The 17559-nt window shown below is 61.4% G+C and carries 14 protein-coding genes; 3 read left to right on the forward strand and 11 right to left on the reverse strand.

Features of this window, described 5'->3' with window-relative positions:
• Positions 1-5 precede the first annotated feature (5 nt).
• From ACJ70B_RS21065 to ACJ70B_RS21085, 5 genes are all read right to left on the reverse strand, one after another.
• Positions 6-1742, reverse strand: coding sequence for a thiamine pyrophosphate-binding protein (locus ACJ70B_RS21065; protein WP_408960391.1), 1737 nt, complete (start codon positions 1740-1742; stop codon positions 6-8).
• Between the two features lie 247 nt (positions 1743-1989).
• A complete protein-coding gene (locus ACJ70B_RS21070; RefSeq protein ID WP_408960392.1) occupies positions 1990-3450 on the reverse strand; it encodes a sugar porter family MFS transporter in 1461 nt (486 codons plus the stop codon).
• 286 nt (positions 3451-3736) lie between these two features.
• On the reverse strand, positions 3737-4756 hold the full coding sequence (locus ACJ70B_RS21075; protein WP_408960393.1) for an LLM class flavin-dependent oxidoreductase: 1020 nt from the start codon (positions 4754-4756) through the stop codon (positions 3737-3739).
• A 169-nt stretch (positions 4757-4925) separates the two neighbouring features.
• Positions 4926-6164, reverse strand: coding sequence for a mandelate racemase/muconate lactonizing enzyme family protein (locus ACJ70B_RS21080; RefSeq protein ID WP_408960394.1), 1239 nt, complete (start codon positions 6162-6164; stop codon positions 4926-4928).
• A 404-nt stretch (positions 6165-6568) separates the two neighbouring features.
• Positions 6569-8068, reverse strand: coding sequence for a CoA-acylating methylmalonate-semialdehyde dehydrogenase (locus ACJ70B_RS21085; protein ID WP_408960395.1), 1500 nt, complete (start codon positions 8066-8068; stop codon positions 6569-6571).
• Between the two features lie 208 nt (positions 8069-8276).
• On the opposite strand from ACJ70B_RS21085, the gene ACJ70B_RS21090 reads away from it, so the two are divergent.
• Together ACJ70B_RS21090 and ACJ70B_RS21095 are read left to right on the forward strand one after the other, a co-directional pair.
• Entirely contained in the window at positions 8277-9044 is a 768-nt protein-coding gene (locus ACJ70B_RS21090; RefSeq protein ID WP_408960396.1) for an IclR family transcriptional regulator, read from the forward strand.
• Positions 9045-9395: 351 nt separating this feature from the next.
• On the forward strand, positions 9396-10466 hold the full coding sequence (locus ACJ70B_RS21095; RefSeq protein ID WP_408960397.1) for an alcohol dehydrogenase catalytic domain-containing protein: 1071 nt from the start codon (positions 9396-9398) through the stop codon (positions 10464-10466).
• A gap of 294 nt (positions 10467-10760) precedes the next feature.
• Here the strand turns inward: ACJ70B_RS21095 and ACJ70B_RS21100 are convergent, their stop codons facing one another.
• The 6 genes from ACJ70B_RS21100 to ACJ70B_RS21125 all read right to left on the reverse strand — a co-directional run bounded on the left by ACJ70B_RS21100 (position 10761) and on the right by ACJ70B_RS21125 (position 16234).
• Positions 10761-11486 carry an EamA family transporter gene (locus ACJ70B_RS21100; protein ID WP_408960712.1) on the reverse strand — a complete coding sequence of 242 codons (726 nt, stop codon included), beginning with the start codon at positions 11484-11486 and terminating at the stop codon, positions 10761-10763.
• 36 nt (positions 11487-11522) lie between these two features.
• The gene (locus tag ACJ70B_RS21105) at positions 11523-11690 is read right to left on the reverse strand and encodes a hypothetical protein (RefSeq protein ID WP_408960398.1); all 168 of its coding nucleotides are present in this window, start codon (positions 11688-11690) and stop codon (positions 11523-11525) included.
• A 255-nt stretch (positions 11691-11945) separates the two neighbouring features.
• Positions 11946-13103: an ABC transporter ATP-binding protein gene (locus ACJ70B_RS21110; RefSeq protein WP_408960399.1), complete on the reverse strand. Its 1158-nt coding sequence runs from the start codon at positions 13101-13103 to the stop codon at positions 11946-11948.
• 57 nt (positions 13104-13160) lie between these two features.
• Positions 13161-14069, reverse strand: coding sequence for a carbohydrate ABC transporter permease (locus ACJ70B_RS21115; protein ID WP_408960400.1), 909 nt, complete (start codon positions 14067-14069; stop codon positions 13161-13163).
• Between the two features lie 2 nt (positions 14070-14071).
• Entirely contained in the window at positions 14072-15016 is a 945-nt protein-coding gene (locus tag ACJ70B_RS21120) for a carbohydrate ABC transporter permease (protein ID WP_408960401.1), read from the reverse strand.
• Positions 15017-15034: 18 nt separating this feature from the next.
• The gene (locus tag ACJ70B_RS21125) at positions 15035-16234 is read right to left on the reverse strand and encodes an extracellular solute-binding protein (protein WP_408960402.1); all 1200 of its coding nucleotides are present in this window, start codon (positions 16232-16234) and stop codon (positions 15035-15037) included.
• A gap of 519 nt (positions 16235-16753) precedes the next feature.
• Between ACJ70B_RS21125 and ACJ70B_RS21130 the strand changes: the two genes are divergently transcribed.
• Positions 16754-17551: an HpcH/HpaI aldolase family protein gene (locus tag ACJ70B_RS21130; protein ID WP_408960403.1), complete on the forward strand. Its 798-nt coding sequence runs from the start codon at positions 16754-16756 to the stop codon at positions 17549-17551.
• Positions 17552-17559: the final 8 nt, after the last annotated feature.

The following is a 17559-nucleotide window of genomic DNA, read 5'->3' on the forward strand; positions in this document are numbered from 1 at the left end:
CGCCGTTACCGTTCCGTCTCGAGGTCGGCGAGGTCCCAGTTCCCGGTCACAATAGCGCCGGAGTCGGCGTTGTCCGGTTCGACGACGGCCTCGACGAGTGCAGGACCGTCGTAGTCGATGGCCTCCTCGAGCGTCGCGGTGAGAGTTTCGGGTTTAATGACGCGTTCGGCGAAGTCGACGCCGAACGATTCTGCCAGCTGCACGAAGTCGGTGCCTTCCTCGAACGGCGTGTTGAGGACCCGATCCCAGCCGTACTTATCGACCTGCAGGTTCCGAATCGACTTCCAGCCGTCGTTGTTCACGACGAGCCACGTGACGTCGACGTCGTGCTCGACCGCACATCCGACCTCCTGGTTGCACATCGTGAAGCTACCGTCGCCTTCGACGTCGACGACCTGTCTGTCTGGCCGCGCGAGCTTCGCACCGATGGCCGCCGAGACGCCGAATCCCATCGTCGAGAACCCGCCACAGGAGATGTTCGTCCGCGGTTCGTACACGGGGAACTCTGGATTCGTCACCTCCTGGGGCTGGCCGGCACTCGAGACGACGATGCCGTCTCGGTCGAGCGCCTCCCGTAAACTCGCTAGCGCTCGCGAGATGCTCATCGGTACCTCGTCCGTGTGGCGCTCTTCGACGCGTTCGCGCCACTCGGCCCATAGCCGCTGGATCTCGTCGTAGTACTCGTTGTCCTCGGTGCCGACGGGGTCGATTCGGTCGGCCACGGCCTCGTGGAGCTGTCGGGTGACGACCTTCGAGTCGCCGAGGATGCCGACCTCGACGGGGTAGTTCTTGCCGATCTCTTCGTTGTCGATATCGACGTGAATCAGTTTGCTTGGCGGAATCTCGAAACTGACGCCCTGTTCGAACGACGACGTATGCATATCCGTGAACCGACACCCGATCGCGAGCACTACGTCCGCGTTGCTCGCGAGTTCGTTCCCGGCCGTCGAGCCGATCCAGCCCGCATAGCCGACGAACAGCTCGTGATCCTCGGGGATGATCCCCTTCGCCTGAAACGTCGGGATAACGGGCGCTTGGAGGTGTTCAGCGAGTTCACGGACTTCGTCCCAGGCCTCTCCGAGCATACAGCCGCCACCGGGGACGATAACCGGACGATCAGCGTCAGCGAGTAAGTCGGCGGCCTCGGTGACGGACTCGGGGTCACCGCCCGGACGGCTGTAGGTCCGCGTCTCCGCCGGTTCCGGAATCTCGACGTCGGCCGCACCGCCCTGTACGTCCATCGGCAGGTCGACGTGTACCGGTCCCGGTCGACCCGTCGTCGCGACTTGGAACGCCCGACGGAGGACTCGAGGCAGACGCTCGACGTCGTCGACGACGAAGCTCTTCTTGGTTACCGGTTCCATCACGCTCGGGAAGTCACCGGGCTTTTGGCGTTCGATCTCCTGGAGAATTCCCTGGCCGTACTCGTGGGTCTGGGGTGCACCGGTGAAGACGACCATCGGAATCGAATCGACGTAGGCCGTCGCGACGCCCGTGACCGTGTTCGTCGCACCGGGGCCGATCGAGGTAAACACCGCGAGCGGATCGCCGCTTGCGCGCGCATAGCCGTCTGCGAGGTGAGCCGCACCTTCCTCGTGTCGCGGCTGGATGACGTCAACGTCCGAATCGTTGAACGCATCGAGGAGGTTGGTGCTTCCGTGACCGGGGATACCGACCAAATACTCGACACCCTCCTTTTCCAGATACTCGGCAATAATCTCGCCGCCGGTAAGCGTGGGCATACACAATAGATTACCACGGTGTGATATAAATATTCGGCCTCGCTATCGGTCGAGCCGAGCTACTGGCCGAGTACACACGGCGCTTCGAGTCTCTCCGACGACTCGAGATCGTCGAAATCGGCGATCGAATCGCCGTCTGAGCGTGGCAACCAGGTGTCCCGTCGCGAGTGACCGTGAGCGGCCGGCCGAACTCGAGGACGAGTGCGATCCGATCGAGCCGCCACGCTCGAGGGGTGAATCGCGAAGACTAATCGTCTCCGTGCTCGACGCGGTCGGACTGATCGGCCTGCTCCGTCATCGACAGCTCCTCGTCACCGACTCCGGTTTCGCGCAGGTCGGCCTCGATCTCTTCGAGGGACCGGCCTTTCGTCTCGGGGACGAGTGCGTAGACGAAGACGAAGCCGGCGACTGCGATTCCGGCGAACACGCCGAAAGCGACGGTGGGACCGATCTCGAACAGCGACGGGAAAAACTGTGCGACCAGGAAGTTCGCAAACCAGAGGACCAGCGTCGTAACGCCCATCGCGGCTCCGCGAACGTTCAGCGGGAAGATTTCGGAGATGACCAGCCAGACCACCGATCCGAGACTGACCGCATGGAACGCGACGAACAGCATAAGACTCCCGATCGTGAGCGGACCGATGATCCCGCCCATTCCGGGGAGTATGTACGCCCCGGTAAGGAAGGTCAAGGAGACGAACATCCCGGTGAGGCCGCCGAGCAACAGCGGTCGGCGGCCGACGCGATCGACCAGGAACACCGCGACGATCGTAAACAGCACGTTGATCGAGCCGATACCGATCGTCCCAAAGAGCGAGGCGATATCGCTGTATCCGGATGCCTCCAAGATCGTCGGTGCGTAGTACACGATCGCGTTGATTCCAGAGATCTGTTGGAGGACCGCGAGGCCGAGGCCAACGATCAGGACCGGACGAAGCCAGGGCTGGAGGAGGTCGCGAAAGCTCCCTTCCTCGCGGTTTGACATCTGCATGATGTCGTCCATCTCGGCGTCGATGTTCGCTCCGTTTCGAATTCGGCTCAAGACGGACCGCGCCTGTTGCTCTCGGTCTTGTTCGACGAGCCAACGAGGGCTCTCGGGCATGAAGATGATGCCGACGAACAGGATCATCGCGGGCACCATCCCGAGACCGAGCATGACGCGCCACGAGAGGCCGGCGTCGATAGCTAAACTCGCGATGAACTGATTGGTGATGTACGAGACGAGAATGCCGCCGGTGATCGCGACGTTGTTGAGCGTGACCAGCGACCCGCGGATCTTCGCCGGGGCGATCTCCGCGATATAGAGGGGACCGACGACGGAAGCAAAGCCGATCCCGACACCGTCGAGTACGCGGCCGGCGATCAGGATCGGAACCGAGGGTGCGACCGCCATGATGAATGAGCCGACGAAGAAGAGAACGGCACCGATCAGAATCAGCCGCCGCCGGCCGAGACGATCTGCGAGCCGTCCACCGAAGGCCGCACCGACGATCGCCCCGGCCATCGCCCCGCTGACGACGGTCCCTTGTAAGAACGCGTTCGCCTCGAGCTGGGGAAACGTCTCCGACATGTACAGTAACGCACCGGAGACAACGCCGGTGTCGAAACCGAACAGCAGCCCGTTCAATGCGGCGAGGGCCGAAATGACGACGACGAAGAGACCGACGTCATCGTCATCGGTCGGCAACAGTCGGTGAACCAGACTCATATATCGAATCCGCCTCCGGCGATGCATGTCGGTTTGGGGCTCGAATTCACATCACATGCGCTACCGCTGGGCATCTGTGTCACGCGTCGCCTTCTCATACTACTGGCTCATGATTATTCCTTCAATAAAGCTTCCGATGGCCGCTCAGAGAATTTATCGCTCCGCGAGTGTCTACTTGACCGATACATACGAGAATCGTATCGCACGGCATCGACCGTCGCGCGATCGGAGCGGGACGATCACACGTAACGGCGGTCTCGACCGGGCGTTCGCCAGCGGCCGGCAGTCACAGCGACGGGATCACGTCGTCGTTCATCACCTCGAACAACCGTTCGGGTTCCGGACTGGTGTTGGCGACCGCAATCCGGTCGAATCCCATCTCGGCGTACTCCTCGAGTTGTGCCGCGATCTCCGAGGGATCGTCGGCGATCAGGAACTTCGCTTCGATCTCCTCGCGGGTCGCCTTCTCACCCTCTTGCTCGATGCGCTTTGGATTCGCCATCGCCCGGTCGAAGACGTTCTGGGTCGTCGCGTGCCACGGCCGCGTCGCCTCGAGCGCCCGGTCGTAGTCGGCGTGGTAGGACGCGGTCACGAGCAGCGTCGTTTCGATCGCATCCGGATCGTTCCCCTCCTCCTCGGCGTACCGACGGATCGCGGGGTAGAGCCGCTCGGTGTACTCGTCGCCCTTCTTGACGGTGACGAACCCGTCTGCGTATCGCGCCGCAAGCCGGGCGGTGCTCGGCCCGTTGGCCGCGATGTGGATCTCCGGCGACGCGTCGGACATCGTGTACAGTTTGGCCTCTTCAAGATCGAATCGGTCGCCGTCGTAGTCGACAAATCCGTCTTCGTCGATACGCTCCCGGACGGCATCGCTGACCCACTCCTCGTCGCCCCAGAGGGCGCGGATGATCTCGAGCGCTTCCTCGAGCCGATCGCGGCGGTCGGGATACTCGGGCCAGTCGAAGCCAAGCGGCGTCTCGTTCATCGCTTCACCGGTAGAGAGGCCGAGCAGTACGCGGTCGTCGTGGAGTCGCTGGAGCGTGGCGAACGCCTGCGCGATCATGCCGGGGTGGTAGTGTCCCGTCGCGGGCGTCACGCACGTGCCGATCGGACCGTCGAGTCGCTCCGTGGCAGCGCCGAGCCACGACCACGCGAACCCGGATTCCGCCCCCGTGTGAAACCACGGGTGGAAGTGATCCGACGTCCAGACGGCTTCGTAGCCGCCGTCGGTGGCGCGTTCGCCGTACTCCAACAGCGTCGACGGCTCGTACTGCTCCTGATGAGCCATGTAGTCGATTTCGACCATCGTCAACTGGCAGTACGAACGACCGCACATTAGGTTTTGTGCTCGGCCGACGCGACACGGCCGAGCCAGCACGCGGATCGGCTCGAGAAAGCGCGCGTGATGATCCGAGAGCGTCCACTAAACGGCGAAACAACCGAATTGCGAACGGCGACGGCGTCCTGCCGTCGTGTCAGGACCGCGTTTTGCGGTGTCGCTCGACGACGTCCCAGTCGAGTTCGATGCCGAGCCCCGGCTTATCGGGGACCGTGAGGCGTCCGTTCTGGATGAGCGGGTCGTCCCGTGCGACGAGGTCGTCCCACCATGGCACCTCGCGGGCGTGGTACTCGAGGGCGACGAAGTTCGGGACCGTCGCGCCGACGTGGGCGGTCGCGACCGTGGCGATCGGACTGCCGATGTTGTGGGGGATGAGCGCCTGATAGTAGGCCGCTGCCATGTCTGCAATCTTCTTAGTTTCGGCGATACCGCCGGTTTTCGGAACGTCGGGCGCGAGGAAGTCGACCGCTTGCTCTTCGATCAGGTCGCGGAATCCGTGACGGCCGTACCGGTTTTCGCCGGTCAGCAGCGTCACGTCGGTCGAGCGTTGCAGTTCTCGCATCGCGTCCGTGTTCTCGGGCGGCAGCGGGTCCTCGACCCAGGCGAGGTCGTAGGGTTCGATGGCGCGACAGAGCCGTTCGGCCGTTTCGGGGCTGAAGTTCCAGTGGAGGTCGACCGCGACTTCGGCGTCATCGCCGACCTCCTCGGTGACGGCCTCGACGACGGACCGCTTGTGCTCGATCTCCGGCGGATCGAAGTGACGCGAGAGCGTGTCGATGTCTCGCCCGGAGGGGACGTCGAGATCGAATTTGATCGCGTCAAAGCCGTCATCGATCGCCAGGCGTGCGGCTTGCGCGTACGCTTCGGGTTCGTACGTCGCCTCCTCCTGTCCCTCGTCGGCCGAGGAGACCATCGCTTCACCAGCGTGACAGTCGGCGTAGACCCGGACTTCTTCGCGAGTTTTCCCGCCGAGTAGTTGGTAGATCGGCTGGTCGAGGAGCTTCCCGGCGGCGTCCCAGAGCGCGATCTCGACGCCGCTGATGGCGATCGTCCCAATGCCCCACTGCGATCCGCGACCCGAGAGGCTCTCGCGCATGAGGTTGTAGAGTCGCTCGACGTCGAGCGGATTCTCACCGACGAGTACAGGGCGGAGATAGTCCGTGACGACCTCGTGGACGCCCGGCGAGGGATAGGCCTCGCCGATCCCCGTCACGCCCTGATCGGTCTCGAGCGTGATGATCGTCCACGGGAAGTTCCCGTCGATGACAATGGAGTCGACATCGGTTATCTCGGCCGTCGGGCCGTCTCGTGCGGGTGTCTCGTCGAAGTCGGTCCACATCGTCGCTGCGAGCGTGGATGCAAAGTCTTCGTACATGATCTGTGTTAGCTGTCGGTGTGTATGGTTCGTCGTTCGTCCGTCTCAATATCGAACGGTTCGAGCCGTCGATCGCGGAGCGACTCCGCGACGAATCGGCCGCGTTTCCGGACCGACGGGACATGGCACGTCGCGTCGGTCTCACTCCGTGCGGCCAAAACGGAGCGGTGCAACTCGCTCCGAACGCCGTCGGAGCCGTGACATAGCGTCGGGGCGCTCGAGTCACAGCGGGTGATAGCGAGTCGCATTATCAAGTCGATTGGGGAGACGCGTGTTATAATTTCCGGTGACCGAAACCCGCCGGCGTCACGATGACGCGACGAGTCGGCGTCGGACGAAGCGCGAGGATCGAATGGCTATCTGCCCATGGCCGTTCGCCAACGGTCGGCCGTCTGATCGCGAGGTTAGCTGTACCAGCGTTCGATCTGGATCGTTTTCTCGGTATAGAAGTTCACCGCGTCTTCGCCTTGCGCGTGGAGATCACCGAAGAACGACGCCTTGCGGCCGCCGAAGTGGAAGAAGCCCATCGGTGCACAGACGCCGACGTTGACCCCGATATTCCCCGCGTCGACCTCGTACTTGTACTGGCGGGCCTCGCTTCCGGACTCGGTGTAGATCGACGAGGCGTTGCCATACTTCGTCGAGTTGACCATCTCGATCGCCTCGTCTATGTCCTCGGCCTCGGCGAGACACAGCACCGGCCCGAAAATCTCCTCCTGTGCGATCTCCATGTCGGTCGTGACGCCCTCGAGGAACGTCGGCCCGAGGAAGTGGCCGTCCAGTTCGTCGTCCGGGTGGTCGAAGTCTCGTCCGTCGAGGACGAGGTCGGCACCCTCATCGAGTGCGTTGTCGATCAAGTCGAGAACGCGCTCGCGCGAGTCGCCCGTGATCAGCGGCCCGACGTCGGTATCCTCGTCGACTCCGGCACCGACGGTCAGGTCCTCCGCAGCATCGATAAGTTGCTCGCGAAGGTCGTCGTAGACATCGCCGACGCCGACGACCACGTCGTTCGCGAGGCAGCGCTGACCGGCGTTACCGTACACGGAGCCGATGATGTTCGGAACGGACTCCTCGACGGCCGCGTTCTCGGTGACGACGGCGTAGTTCTTCGCGCCACCTTGTGCTTGAACGCGTTTGCCGCTCTGGGCGGCGGTCTCGTAGACGTGCTTGGCGACGGACGAACTTCCGACGAACGAAACGCCGGCGATGTCGTCGTGCTCAAGCAACGCGTTGACGGTGTCAGCCCCGCCGTTGACGAGATTGACGACGCCGTCCGGAAAGTCGACCGCGTCGATGGCCTCGAAGATGAGCTGCGAACTCAATGGCACCTTCTCGCTGGGTTTGAGTATGAACGTGTTTCCGGTCGCGACCGCGTACGGCAGGAACCACAGTGGGATCATTGCCGGGAAGTTAAACGGCGTAATAGCAGCAAAGACGCCCAGCGGTTGCCGAACGGCGTACTCGTCCATACCGGCTGCGACGTCTTCGACGGTGCCGCTCCCCTCACGCATCATGTCGGGCATGCCACAGGCGACCTCGACGTTTTCGATGCCGCGCCGAATTTCACCTCGCGCCTCCGCGACGGTCTTTCCATGTTCGCGAGATAGCGCGGTTGCGATCTCGTCGATCCGGTTCTCGAGTTCGGTCTTTAGATCGAAAAGGTACTGTACGCGTTCGACCACAGGCGTCCGTCGCCACTCGTCGAACGCCTCGTCTGCAATCTGTACCGCTTCGTCGACGGTCTTTACGGTCGAGAACTCGACCGTCGCGAGTTCGGTACCGGTGGCGGGATCGACGACCGGCTCGGACGTCTCGCTGGCAGGCGTGGTCCACTGGCCACCGACGTAGTTATCGACTCGACTACGGATCGCTGGTGAATCGACTCGCTCTCGTTGCTCGGACATACGAATTGGTCGTTGCGGTACGTATACAAATACGTTACGTTCACCGACCTCATCGGTGCTCTCGCTCGGTGGTCTCGAGCGACTGCATCGTAATCGCGCTCCAATGAGACTGCGTCGGAGAGAGCCACCGGTTCGTTTGCGAGATCCAAACGACACGTCCGTTCGTCACATACAAACAATTTAGTAGCCATGCGTGCTTGACACAGCCATGGCAACGACGACGGAGCCGCGAACGATTCAGGCGGTGGGGATCACGCTCGAAATCGTCGACTATCTACACGATCACGACAGCGCACGGATCACCGAGATCGCAGACGAACTCGGTCGGTCGAAGGGGACGATACACTGTCACCTGGCGACGCTCCTCGAAAAGGAACACGTCGTCAAGAACGGAGAAACGTATCAGCTTAGTCTCCGCTACCTCGAGCTCGGCGAGGCGGTCAAGAATCGGCTGGGGATCTACGACGTCGTGACCAACGAGCTGGCCGATCTGGCCGAGCAGTCCGACGAACTGGTCCAGTTCGCGACGGAAGAACATGGCCGCGCGGTATACCTCCACAAGACGGGCGGCGACCGAGCCGTCCAGACCGCTTCGTCGGTCGGAAAGCGGGAATATCTCCACTGCATCTCGCTCGGAAAAGCGATTCTCGCTCATTACCCGCGCGAGCGCGTCGAGGAGATTATCGACCGACACGGGCTGCCGGAATACACGCCGCAGACGATCACCAGCCGTGACGACCTCTTCGACGAACTCGAGACGATCCGCGAGCGCGGGTACGCATTCGATGACGAAGAGAAGATCGAAGGGCTGCGCTGCGTCGCAGCGCCGGTAAAAGCCAGCGAGAATGACGTTCTCGGGGCCGTCAGCATCTCCGGTCCATCGAGCCGAATGACCGGCGACCGATATCGCGAGGAACTTCCGGACATGGTCACCCGTTCTGCGAACGTTATCGAAATCAACGCGCAGTTCTCCTGAACCGTCTCGTTTGCGACCCTCAAACGACGTATCATCGGCGAGATGCTGCCCGAAACCCCGTTTATCTGCGTCTCCGATCGGTCAGCCCAAACGAACAGCGTTCTTCGGTTAGCCGACGAGGAAATGTGCTCTCTCCGCCTTAGAGAAGGTCACTCCTCGCCACCTCCATATATTACAACTGTATGTGTGTAATCACTAGGCGGGTACGCAGCCTCGACTCGAGCACGGACGACGTAGCGTACCGTTGAGGACGGGCGCAGTTTGACGCTTTCAAACGCCAAACGGTACGGCTCACTGGACGTCAGTTCGGAGAACGACTATGTGTGCTGAGTGCGAACAAAGGGTGTCCCAATGCGTGCTGTCGCCTTGCATTCCGACGAGACGGAACCGCGCGTTATCGAGAAAGAGCGGCCGGTCCCCGACGACGGCGAAGCGCTGATCCGAACGCTGGCGGTCGGAATCGACGGCTCGGATCGACGCATCGCGGCCGGCGAAATAGGCGGTGATTGCCCCGAACACGAGGACCACCTCGTCATCGGCCACGAGGCGGTCGGCGTCGTCGAGGACCCGAACGGGACCGACCTGTCAAAAGGAGACGTCGTCGCCCCGCTCGTTCGCCGTCCGGTCGACGATCGCTCGAGAGCAGCCACCACCGGCGAACTCGATATGGCACCGCCCGGCCGCGTTCACGAACGCGGAATCACGGGGGCACACGGATACATGGCTGCGTTTTTCACCAGTCGCCCCGAGTATCTCGTCTCCCTCCCCGAATCGCGTGCCGAATACGGGTTCTTCGTCGAACCCGCGAGCATCGTCGAGAAGGCACTCGATCAGACGTACGCGGCCCGGTCCGGGTTCGATTGGAGTCCGTCGAGCGCGTTCGTTCTCGGCAACGGCAATCTCGGACTGCTCGCACTCACGCGCCTCGAGACCGGCGACGAGTTCGAACGGACGTACTGTCTCGGTCGGCGGGACAGACCGGACCCGACGATCGACGTCATCGAAGGCGTCGGTGGGACCTACGTCGACTCGAGAGCGGTCTCGCTCGAGGCGTTCGCCGAGGTTCACGAACCGGTCGATTTCGCCTTCGAGAGTACGGGACGACCGAACCACGCCATCGAGGCGGTGGGCGCGCTCGCCCCCAACGGTGTCTTGACGTTACAGGGCATACCGGGATCGTCGTCGACAGTCGCAATCGATGGGGGCGCGTTCCACTCGGACCTCGTCGTCACCAACAAGGCCGTCCTCGGTGTTGTCAATTCTCGGAAATCTCATTTCGAGGCCGCCACAGAGTGGCTCGCGAACGTTCCGGAATCGGTACTCGACGATCTCGTGACCGGCATCTACGGGCCGGACGAGATAGACGAGGCGCTCGCCGACTCCGAGGAGACGATAAAGACCGTCGTCTCGTTCGATCGCTGATCTCGGACGGGTCGCGCGTTCGATACGGTCGTCGTATCCGACCGGACGGCGACAAAGCAGAGACGAGACGGCCGAAGCCGAGACGCCTCGCTCGAGGAGATCGGCGTCACCTCATCGCATACGTCGTCCGTCGTCTCGAGCGTGTTTTGCCCCTGTGGTGAGACCGGCTGCTCGCGTGTGGCGATCGCTTTTTGCGAGACACGAACGACAGTGCGCTCGAGAGCGTTTGTCACGTCCATCAGGGCAACACGGGCGCGACGAACGGCGTGTAGCGTCGAACCGGTCTGGGTTCGGTTACGCCAGTTGCATTAGCGTCGCGCCGGCGATGAGTATCGTGATACCGCCGAGGAGACGCGGTGATCGCGGGAGCTGTCGGACCATCGCGTAGGAGAGTCCGACGACGACGAGCGGATAGACGTTCGAGAGCGGAACGACGGTGATGACCGTTCCGCGTTGAAGCGCCGAGAACCAGGCAAGCCAGTTCGCCGCGACGAAGACCCCGGCGAGCACGAACGCTGCCAGCGCAGTCCGATTACGAATTCGGACGCGGGATCGCAGTTCTGACGATACCCCGAAGAGGACGACGAACGCGACGAGCGCTGCCGTTTGGCCGACCGCCGTCCCCATCAACGGATCGGCATACTCGTCCAGACCGATCGCAACGAGAACGAACGAGGCACCGAGTACGACCATTGCACCGGCCGGAGCGAGGAGATCGCGCACCTCGAGTCGCGTAAACTCCGTGACGAGGAGATCGTCCGTGTCGTCACTCGCCGTTTGCGAGACCTGCAACATGATACCGCCGGCGACGATACACAGTAACCCGACACCGGAGGCGACGGTAAATGACTCGCCGAGAATCGGGACGGCCAACAGCGCGGCGACGACGGGGTTCGCTCCGACGACGGCGGCCGCGACTCGAGCCCCCACGCGATCGATACCGCGGAAATAGAGCAATCGAAACGCGGCCGGGTTACCGAGGCCTGCGATTACGAACGGCACGAGCCGTCCGGCGGTCACGTCGTTCAACGAGGCCCCGCGAACGAGGAGCAATCCCTAGAAAATGACGACGCTGACAACGATAGTGATGACCGTCGCGGCGAGCGCGGGTGACGTTCGCTCGTTGCGGGTACTGTTCTCCAGTCCGTATTCGACCGAAACGGTCTGTAGCCCGGAACACACTGCTGCGAGCAGTGCGAGGACGGCGCTCGCTTTCAGAAGCATCGTTGACTCGTCGTCGCATCGGTTCGCCTATCGGACCCGTCGAATTGCGATCGTCTCCTCGATCGAGATCCCGTCGACATACGATCTCGTCGTGAACGACTCTTCGTCATAGCTATGTCGATGTCGAGCGTCGCGTCACTTCGTGTGGCAGTGACGGCCGACACATCACAGACGAGCTGTTACTCCCGAACGAGCGTGACGGGACAGACGGTTCACGGCCCGACCGAACGCGGATACGGCCGACTTGAACGCGGTTTAATCCGACGGCGATTGAGCGCGACTGTCGACCGCTTTCGTCCGCGAAACGTCACCGTCTGCGAGGCGAGACCCGGTTCGGCTATCGAACCCGTGGACGAGCGGATCGTCTATCGTGAGCCAGATATCTTCGCCGCGAACGGCCTCGACGGTGCTCGGCGCTTTCACGGTAAGCTCGATGTGATCGCCATCCTCGTCGCCGACGAGCACATCGATGATCTGATCGTCCCCTTGCGGTTCCGTCACTTTGACCCGTCCGCGAATCGCGTTGTCCACCGGCGTCGTATGGGCGGTGAAATACTGCGGCCGAACGCCCAGGGTGAACTCCTCGTGCTCTCGGTACCGGTCTGCGACGTTTGACTCGAGGCGGTAGTCGAATCCGTCGGCAGCGTTCGTCGGCTGAATCGTCCTCGAGTCGTCGATCTCGACGTCGATGAAGTTCATCGACGGTGACCCGATGAATCCGGCGACGAACCTGTTCTCCGGTTCGTGGTACACCTCGTCGGGAGTCCCGATCTGCTGAATATGTCCGTCGTTCATCACGACGAGCTTATCGCCGAGCGACATCGCCTCTTCCTGATCGTGTGTCACGTACAACGTCGTGATACCGAGTTCGCGCTGGAGCACTTTGATCCGACTGCGCATACTGAGTTTCAGCTTCGCGTCGAGGTTCGCCAGCGGCTCGTCCATCAGGAACACGGACGGTCGGCGGATGATCGCCCGGCCGAGCGCGACGCGCTGTTGCTGGCCGCCGCTGAGATTGTCGATGTCTCGATCGAGTAGCTCCGGAATCTCGAGCATCTCGGCGGTTTCCTGAACGCGTTCAGCGCGCTCATCACTGTCAACGCCCGCAACCTTGAGCGGGTAGCCGATGTTTTCCCGGACGGTCATATGCGGGTAGAGGGCGAAGTTCTGGAACACCATCGCGGCGTTCCGGTTTTTCGGATGAACGTCGGTGACGTCGTAGTCGCCGATTGTGATCGTGCCGTTCGTCGGTTCAGTGAGGCCGGCAAGACAGCGGAGCGTCGTTGTCTTGCCGCACCCACTCGGGCCGAGGAGAATAGCGAACTCGCCGTCTTCGACGGTGAGATCGATGTCCTCGACCGCGATCGTCTTTCCGTATCGCTTCTCGACTGAGTCGTATTTGACGTTAACCATCGTTGTAGACCTCCGTAAGTTGGTGTGTGCAAGGTGCGTTCGTTTGTGTACTGTGATTCATTTGCCGACGGCCCCCATGCTGAACCCGCGAACGAGTTCCTGACGCGCGACGAACGCGAACAGGAGGACCGGAATAAGCGCGATCGTGCCTGCGACGCTGACGTTGATCCACTGGACCGAGTACTTCGTGACGAACGACGAAAGCCCGACCGGCAGCGTCATCGCGGTGGCGTCCTGTGTCAGGATGATCGCGAACAGGAGCTCGTTCCAGGTGACGATCGTCGTGAAGATCGCCGATGCGAGCAAACCGGGCTTGACGAGCGGCAAAACGACCTTGAAGAACGCGCCGATGTGCGTGTGGCCGTCTATCATCGCAGACTCAACGAGGCTGTCTGGAACCTCCTCGAAGAACCCCTTCATCATCCAGACTGCAAAGGGGATGTTGAACATCACGTACACGCAGATCAGCGCGTACAACGTGTTCACCAGCTGGAAGTTCCGGAAGATCACGAACAGCGGGATGATCGTTACGATCGGCGGCATAAAGCGGGTCGAGAGGATGTAAAACGGCAGGTGAAAATCCAGGTTGTACGGGAACTCGAAGGTGACGAACCCGTACGCTGCCGCCGCACCGATCGTCGTCGCGATGACGGTCGTGATGATCGTAACGACAACGCTGTTGAAGATGTATTGGTAGAACTCCGACCGCTGTGCGAACAACTGAACGAAATTGTTCACCTGGAACTCGGTTGGGATCCAAGCCGGTGGGAACGATAGCAGCGTCTGCCGTGACTTGAGCGCGCCGGAGACTAGCCAGTAGACCGGGAACAGCGTCCACGTCAGGAAGACGCCGAGTAACCCGTAGATGACGACCGTACTGATTCCGGTCTCCACCAGTCGCTCGTGGATCTGTTCGACTCGAGACGGCTCCGTGAACGGAACGTCTGATTGGTTTTCTGTTGCCATGGTTAGAACTCGATATCGGCGATTTTGACGAAGCTCATCGCCAGGATGAGCACGACGACCAGTAACGATACCGCCATCGCCGATGCCTGGCCGAAGTTGCTAAACCGGAACGCAGTCCGGTACATTTCCATGCTAATCACGTTCGTCGCGTTCGACGGACCACCGCGGGTCAGGATGTACACCTTCGCGAACACGCGCAGCGCGTCAACGACGCGAATGATCAACACCAGGACGATCAGCGATTTCAGGTACGGGAACACGATGTCGATGAACCGCCGCCATCGGGGCGCACCGTCCATGATCGCCGCTTCCTGTATGTCACTCGGCACCGACTGTAGACCCGCGAAAATGACTAACACGACCAGCGGCGTCCACTGCCAGACGTCAGTCGCGACGACGGCGTACAACGCGACGTCGGGATCGCTGATCCAGCCGACGTTGTGTCCGATAAACGGCGCAGCCATGTAGTCGAGGAGGCCGTCGGGCGTGTACATGAGTCGCCAGATTAGCCCGATGACCGTCGGCGAGAGGATCATCGGGACCAGGATCAGCGTCTGCCAGAGGCCGCGCATCTTGATTTTCTTGTTCAGTACGAGTGCGATTGCGAACCCGAGTACGAACTCGATGCTCACCGCCAGTCCGATGAACTTTCCGGTGACCACGAGCGACTGGAGGAACGCATCGTTGTTCAGCAAGCCGACGTAGTTCTCGATGCCGACGGAGACCGTCCGTCCACCGGGCAGATACTGTTTCGTCGACATCTGAATCGCACGGAGGAGCGGGTAAAACGTCAGTGCAAAGAGGAGGAACACGGCCGGGAGGGTCAACAACCACTTTAGCCGGTCGTCGACCCACAGAAGCACTCGCTCCCGCATCGAATCGTCTGCGCCCAGCTGTTCTTCGAAATCGGTCGTCGGACGTACGTCAGTCCCAGTCTCAGTTGCCATTGTTCGATGTCGTTTGCGTCACTCGTAGTAGTTCGCGTTCTCGAGGATCGATTCCACTTCACTCTCGACCTCGCGTAGCAGCTGTGACGGACCGATCTCACCCGTCAGTGCACTGTTAAGATACTGTCCTTGCGTCACGTCGATTTCGTTCCAGAGCGGAGTCCGTGGCCGTGGCTTGGCGTTTTGCAGGCTCTCGTACAGCGCCTCGAACCACGGCTGTGCGTCCATATTATCCTTGAACGTGTCGTGGCGGAAGGGAACGCCGCCGAGTTCCACGTAGCGGTTTTGCGCCTCCTTGGAGATGATGGACTGGATGGCCTTACCGGCGTTTTCCTTCCGAGTGTCTGCGACGCTCGAGTTGATGGTGAGCATCCAGTTGCCCTGCATCGGCGCTTGGCGATCACCCTCTGGAATCGGAATGAACTGTAGGTTGCCCGATTCCTCGACGTCGTCACTGAGTAGCGTCGACGCTGCGGCCGGCCACGCGAGTCCCTGTGCGGCGGACCCGTTACCGATTCGGGTGAGGACCTGATCGCTGTTGAACGACCCGACACCCTCCGGTGAAATCGATTTCAGGTCTTCGACGAAGAAGCTGACTGCCTCCGTGCCAGAACTGTTATTCCATTGATATCGCCAGTCATCGTCGAACATATCGCCGGCGAGCGACCAGCCGAGACTCATGAAGTTCGTGTTAGCCGGATTACCGCGCTGGCCGCGGATCACGTACCCACTCGTGCCATCGACCTGTTCGTCGATAGCCTGACCAGCGCGGTACATGTCGTCCAACGTTTCCGGTTCCTGCTCGCCGACTTGCTCGTAGGACGACGTATTGTAGACGAACATCTGCGTGTTCCCGACGACGACCTGACCGCGAACCGTCTCGTCCATCCCCTCGGCGGACGGCACGGGCGGTGCTCCCGGCGTCGGCCACGTGGCGATGTCGACCGTCGTATCGATGAGTTGGTCCTTGGGCAGTCCGTCGGGAAGCCACTGCGGAAGCGGATCGAGGTACGTCGCGAACTTGGGGAACCACGTGTCATCCATCAGGATCGCATCGTACCCCGTCCCGCCGGTCGTGAGAACGCTACTGACTCGCTCGTAGAGGTTCGCGTACGGGAAAATCGTCACGTCGATTGAGAGGCCCGTATCGTCCTCGACGTAATCGTTGATCAGTTTCTGTACGAGTTCACCTTCCCCGGAAACGGCGATGATGCTCACATCGCTACTGTTACTGCTGCCACCGAGACAACCGGCTAGTCCAGTGACGGTCGCCGCACCAGCGACGCCGGATAAGAACCGACGACGCGATTGGCGGCCTTTGACCGGTGAAGTGACGCCGCGCTCGGAACTACCGCTACGGTCCGCTGGGTTGCCAACAGTTGGCATGTGAACACGTGGGATGCCTCCTACCATAAATCATGCGGTAACTGATGACCGAGAAAGTCATCCGAATAAGCGGTCACGACTTCGTGACGACGACCTACAACAACAGCACGGACGACGGCGATGACGTTCGTAGACGCTTTCTCAAGACGAAGGAGGTTGCCGGGCGTGCGGTCGCGTCAATGCCGAGCAGAGGTCGCGAGAGACCGTCTCCGGCGAAAGCGGTTCGTCACAGGGATAAGTATTTATACCTGATTCACCAAAACAGGGTCACGCTGATCAACTATGCGCTCTCGAGCGGAGTCGACGGGCGAGTCCCGGTCGGCTGTCCCAGGGAGCGATACGTTACGACCTATGACAAACCTCAATCGCAAATTCCGAACCGCAACGAATATCGCCGGTGCGTGGCTCTCGATCGGCCATCCCACCGTCGCCGAAGTAACGGCTACACACGACTTCGACTTCGTCCTCATCGATACCGAACACACGCCGTTGAGCTTGGAAACGGTCCAGGAGATGTCCCGTGGTGTTGATGCCGCCGACGGCGAAACGGAAACGATCGTGCGGGTCCCGTCGGACGATCCCGTCCGTATCAAACGGGTATTGGACATCGGCGTCGCCGGAATCATGGTTCCAATGATCGAAACGGCCGCAGAAGCGCGCGACGTCGTCCGGGCCGTTTCCTATCCACCCGACGGAATTCGCGGTGTTGCGTCGGGTCGTGCGTCCGCGTACGGCGATGACTTCCAGCAGTACGTCGAAACCGCGAACGGATCGATTGTCACCGTCGTCCAGATCGAAACGCAGACCGGTCTCGACAACGCCCGAGAAATTGCTTCGGTTGACGGGATCGATGCCGTATTCGTCGGTCCAGCAGATCTCTCCGCGAATCTCGGCATCTTCGGAGACTGGGAGAACGACCGCTTTGCAGCCGCGATCGAACGAGTCGTCGACGCCGGTGACGCCGCTGGAATTCCAGTCGGGACGCTCGTCGTCGATCCGACCGACATCGAGACGCGGGTCGAACAAGACTTCGACTTCCTCATCGTCGGAAAGGACACCAGCCATCTTTCGTCCGCCAACGAGCGAATTCGCCAACGCTACGAGGAAACCGTTTCACAGCAGACGGCGACCTCTATAAGCGAGGATTGACGGCCGTG

The organism is Natrinema sp. 74, from assembly GCF_046097095.1.
Taxonomy (GTDB): Archaea; Halobacteriota; Halobacteria; order Halobacteriales; family Natrialbaceae; genus Natrinema.

Coding starts and splice junctions, on each gene's coding strand:
- ACJ70B_RS21065 (WP_408960391.1), bottom strand. CDS start 1,742: ATGCCCACGCTTACCGGCGGCGAGATTATTGCCGAGTATCTGGAAAAG.
- ACJ70B_RS21070 (WP_408960392.1), bottom strand. CDS start 3,450: ATGAGTCTGGTTCACCGACTGTTGCCGACCGATGACGATGACGTCGGT.
- ACJ70B_RS21075 (WP_408960393.1), bottom strand. CDS start 4,756: ATGGTCGAAATCGACTACATGGCTCATCAGGAGCAGTACGAGCCGTCG.
- ACJ70B_RS21080 (WP_408960394.1), bottom strand. CDS start 6,164: ATGTACGAAGACTTTGCATCCACGCTCGCAGCGACGATGTGGACCGAC.
- ACJ70B_RS21085 (WP_408960395.1), bottom strand. CDS start 8,068: ATGTCCGAGCAACGAGAGCGAGTCGATTCACCAGCGATCCGTAGTCGA.
- ACJ70B_RS21090 (WP_408960396.1), top strand. CDS start 8,277: ATGGCAACGACGACGGAGCCGCGAACGATTCAGGCGGTGGGGATCACG.
- ACJ70B_RS21095 (WP_408960397.1), top strand. CDS start 9,396: ATGCGTGCTGTCGCCTTGCATTCCGACGAGACGGAACCGCGCGTTATC.
- ACJ70B_RS21105 (WP_408960398.1), bottom strand. CDS start 11,690: ATGCTTCTGAAAGCGAGCGCCGTCCTCGCACTGCTCGCAGCAGTGTGT.
- ACJ70B_RS21110 (WP_408960399.1), bottom strand. CDS start 13,103: ATGGTTAACGTCAAATACGACTCAGTCGAGAAGCGATACGGAAAGACG.
- ACJ70B_RS21115 (WP_408960400.1), bottom strand. CDS start 14,069: ATGGCAACAGAAAACCAATCAGACGTTCCGTTCACGGAGCCGTCTCGA.
- ACJ70B_RS21120 (WP_408960401.1), bottom strand. CDS start 15,016: ATGGCAACTGAGACTGGGACTGACGTACGTCCGACGACCGATTTCGAA.
- ACJ70B_RS21130 (WP_408960403.1), top strand. CDS start 16,754: ATGACAAACCTCAATCGCAAATTCCGAACCGCAACGAATATCGCCGGT.